4 protein-coding genes are annotated in these 4,113 nt (G+C 58.2%); all 4 read left to right on the top strand.

Annotated elements, in window-relative coordinates; all coding sequences use genetic code 11:
- The coding region (locus PHA81_RS20685) for a hypothetical protein (protein WP_273838762.1) at positions 1-997 on the top strand (997 nt) is incomplete at its 5' end.
- 675 nt (positions 998-1,672) lie between these two features.
- Positions 1,673-2,368, top strand: coding sequence for a hypothetical protein (locus PHA81_RS20680; protein WP_273838760.1), 696 nt, complete (start codon positions 1,673-1,675; stop codon positions 2,366-2,368).
- A gap of 141 nt (positions 2,369-2,509) precedes the next feature.
- Entirely contained in the window at positions 2,510-3,148 is a 639-nt protein-coding gene (locus tag PHA81_RS20675) for a methyltransferase domain-containing protein (RefSeq protein WP_005041694.1), read from the top strand.
- Between the two features lie 577 nt (positions 3,149-3,725).
- A partial coding sequence (locus tag PHA81_RS20670) for a hypothetical protein (protein ID WP_273838757.1) occupies positions 3,726-4,113 on the top strand: 388 nt, incomplete at its 3' end.

Below are 4,113 nucleotides of genomic sequence, written 5' to 3'. Positions count from 1 at the left end.
CGTCCTCGCGGGCGAGATTGCTCACGCCGAGCGGGTGGCGAAGTGCATGCAGCAATCCGTCCAGCTGGAGTGCCCGGTGATGGCCGGAGGGTGTGGGTCGGACGACAACTATACCCCGATAACGTGCGATAGCCGGCTCTGTCCCGCGTGTATGGACCGCGCGATGGGGCGCAACATCGAGAAGTATCTGGGACAGGTCGAAGCGATGGATTATCCGACGTTGCTCACGCTGACGATCGAGAACGTCGATGACCTGAAGCAAGGAAAAGAGGCGATACAGGGGGCGTTCGGCCGATTGCGCCAACGGACCATACCCACCGAGGGCGAGCAGGGTGAGAAACGGTGGGTGTGGTTGACCGGCGACGACGATGGTGACCCATCGGACCACTACTGGAAGAGCGCGTTGTGCGCAGCGGGCGCGCACGATCTCGCGCGCCGGCTCCAGAAGCGGTATGTCGACGAAGGGCGACAGATCCCGTGGAAGGAACTCGTTGAGGGCGGAGTGTATGGGATAGATATCCTCCAGACTGGGGAGAATGAGGATGGGTCGTTCAACGTCCACATCCACGCGATATGCGAGATGCCGTACATCCCGCAGGCGGCGCTCTCGTCGGTGTGGGCGGACTTGACGGGCGCTCCAGTAGTGGACGTTCGCCGGATCGAGAAGCGTGGTGACTACGATGCAGAGAGCGCGCTGTCGGAGGTTCTGGGGTACGTGACGAAACCGCCGGAGTTCGAGACGGTAGAAGAACAAGTGGAGTATCTGGTAGCGCTGAAGGGATCGCGTTTGATCCAGCCGTTCGGGTCGCTACATGGGAATACGCCGCGAGTTCACGGGCTACTGCGGTGCTCGGACTGTGAGTGCGCGCCGCGGTGGTGGAACTACCAGGGCCTCGTCGACGAGGGTTACGACAATATGGAGGTGGAGGGTTCGAGCGCGGATGGCGATCGACCGCCACCGGATGAGGTCGATCCCACTGATGGGCGGGGCGCTTGACTCCTACCGTGAGTGACAACAGTGCCGAGAATCGGAGAACAGTTCACGTGATCCGGGTGCTTGCGGCTGATTCGTTGCGGTGGGGCTGCGCGGCTTATCTTGCCATGTTTGCTACGCCTGCCATAGCTTTGGTGTGGTGGGTGAGAATTTGCCTGTCTGATTGTGATTTTATAACCCGTGGGTGATGATACGGATCTGTCGATGGGAGGACCTACGCGTGAGGAAACAGAGCAGCGGATCGAGCAGGATACTGGTGATATAGAAGATGAAGTGTGGATGGCTCAAGGACATAGGCAGGGTCGACGTACGTACCATAATGACCGTGACTGCCAGAGTTTGCAGAAGGTGAGTGAATATCGGTCAATAACGCGTAAGCAGGCCCAACGGCGGCTGTTTGCTCCGTGTCGGTGGTGTGTGATTGGATCTTCTGAGAGCGCGTAGTGAGGGGATGGTTTTCGCGTAGCCTTACTGGGACTGAGGGTGAGCGTACTGATTCGCTCGACCTGGGATTCAGTTGTTCGTAGCTGGCTGCACTTGATGGACTTCCTGGTGTGGTTCAAAATCGGAGGGTCCCCGACTCGTCTGTGTCACAAAATCCTTCCCGCGTGTAACCGCCTTCGGTAGGGATTGAGTATGGGTTAAGGTTTAATGTCATTATGAGCTAATGGGGATCACATGCCGGAGACATTAGAGAAGGATGGGAATCGGATAGACCGGGCGTCTCAGGTAATATTACGGGCATTAAATGATGGTGATGAGTGGGTACGTGGGAAGACGCTGCGGGAGGCGGCGGATCTCTCACAGAACGGGCAGGTGTTCTACCGGATGGAAGAGTACCTGATGCCGTCAGGGTTGGTTCAGGAAGCGGCGCGCACCGAGCGCAACGGGCACGTGGAGCCGCGGCAGTTCCGGCTGACGGAGGAGGGCGTGGCGTGGATCGAGGAGCACGCGGAAGCGTTGGCGATCCCGACGACGCGGGAGGAAACGGCGGTGAAGGCGGGAGAGGCATACGAGGCGGCGGAGAGCGCGCGGTCATCGGTGCAGAACTACCGAAAGAAGCTCCACCGAGTGAAAGGTCGGGTTGAGGAGGTAGAGGATGCGGTTGAGGAGATCGAGGGGAAGCAGGAGAACATGACGGTGAGCGTGATGTCGGTATCGGACCGTTCAGAGAGCAACAAGGAGCGGTCAAGGGAGACGGCGGCAGCGGTCGCAGAGCTAGAGGAGCGAGTGAGTGAGATCGGGGAGACGGTGGCGAGGTTAGAGGAGGAGTCGAAGGCTCGCGATGAGTTTCTCCGGGCGGACCTCGCGGCGGTGCGGGATCTAGTGGAGCGGGCGGACCGGAGTTGGTGGGAACGGCTGTTTCACTCGTAACGTGGTGTGTTCCGTGCCGATCACGTCGGATCGCTACCCTGTCAGAAACCAAGTGCCTGACAGGGTGTGTACCTAGACAGTGTTTGCTCGTGATTCCGGCGAAAGCTACCGATTATATCTTATCGCCACAATCCGCAGATGATGAGCGTCCTTGAAGACAAATCACGCGCGAGATTGTTTTACAAATACCTTTCACGAGTGTATGATGTCATCAACCCATTCTTTTGGGAGGAAGAAATGCGAAGTGATGCTCTTTCCATGGTTGATATAGAACAAGATGATCGTGTTCTTGATGTCGGCTGTGGAACGGGCTTTTCCATAGAAGGACTAGTACAGTATTCCGATGATATACATGGAATTGACCAATCAAGACATCAATTAGAGAAATCTATTGGGAAATTTGGTGAAAATGGGTCCGTGGAATTACATCGAGGAGATGCAGAACGTCTTCCGTTTAGAGACGATACCTTCGATATTGTTTGGTCGTCCGGGTCCATCGAATATTGGCCAAATCCCGTAGAGGCGCTTCATGAATTCAGACGTGTAACTAAACCCGGAAATCGAGTCCTAGTCGTTGGTCCAGATGAGCCACAGAACGCAATACTCCGTAGAATATCTGATAGGATCATGCTGTTCTATGGTGAGAAAGAGGCTGATCGAATGTTCTCCGAAGCTGGCTTTAGAGACATTGAACATCGTATTCTCCAGCGTTCACCAAACAGTCCCCGAGCTATCGTCACCGTCGCTAAGGCTCCGGAGGCGTCGGGGCTGGCGGGATAAGCATGATTTTGATTCGTTGTCGGTAGATTCAAGAGTCAGGGCTGAGTCCGGCGATGTAACTAAGCAACGTGAACGGAAGTCCGGGAGAAGGCCCCGGACAGCCGCGTACGCTCCCAGGACCTAACTGGGAACGCGGTGGCAATGCCGGCCGGGCGATTGCCGTACTGGGGCTTTCTCCAGCCGAGGTAATAGGGCTAACGCCTGATGCCGAAGGCCGGTCCGCTTGTTTTCTTCTGAGAGGTGCGAGAGCGCGCTGTGAGCGCTGCTGGTTGGGAGGTGCTGGTTGTGTTGTGAAAACGGGAGAGCGGTCCGTTGCTTGGCATCAGCGGCAGGCTATAATAGCTCTGCCTGTCGTGTATGCTGGTTGGAGTGGACAAAATGGTTCCGGCCGGCTGTTAGAATCCTGGAAGCCCTGTGACCCGGCGCGAAAGCCCGCGCAGGCCGCTGTGCGGCCGAGCAGGAACGTGGAGGTGGGTGGGGGGGCGCTCGCGTTGTGGGGAGCGCCCGGAGGGAACGGGCTGTATGGCCTGCCCGGCCGGAGGCCGGGAATTCTTGTGCGGTTGCGGAGGCGATCGCCGTGAGCGTCGAGTGGGAGGAACAGACTGCGCTCGACGACGCGCATGAGGAGCGGCGCACCGATGCCACGCTCTCGGAGCTGTTCGATGCTCACACGTCGACGTTCTTCTCGGCGCTCGTCCGAATGCGCGCGCTCGACAACACCCCCGAAAGTAGCCCTTCACTCGATACTTGCGAACAACTTTCGAGACGAGAGCGAAATCCCGACACGGAAGACGAATTTGGGACGCGCGACGAGGCTTCCCAGGCCGCCGAAGCACTCCGCTCGTCGATCAGCCGCTCGCGCGAGAAGCAGCGAGTGGTGACCGCGCTCGTCCTCGCGGGCGAGATTGCTCACGCCGAGCGGGTGGCGAAGTGCATGCAGCAATCCGTCCAGCTGGAGTGCCCGG

Source organism: Halococcus sp. PRR34 (genome assembly GCF_028617175.1).
Classification (GTDB): Archaea; Halobacteriota; Halobacteria; order Halobacteriales; family Halococcaceae; genus Halococcus; species Halococcus salifodinae.
Note: the sequence above shows the minus strand (reverse complement) of the source record. Positions and strands in the feature narration are given on the sequence as shown.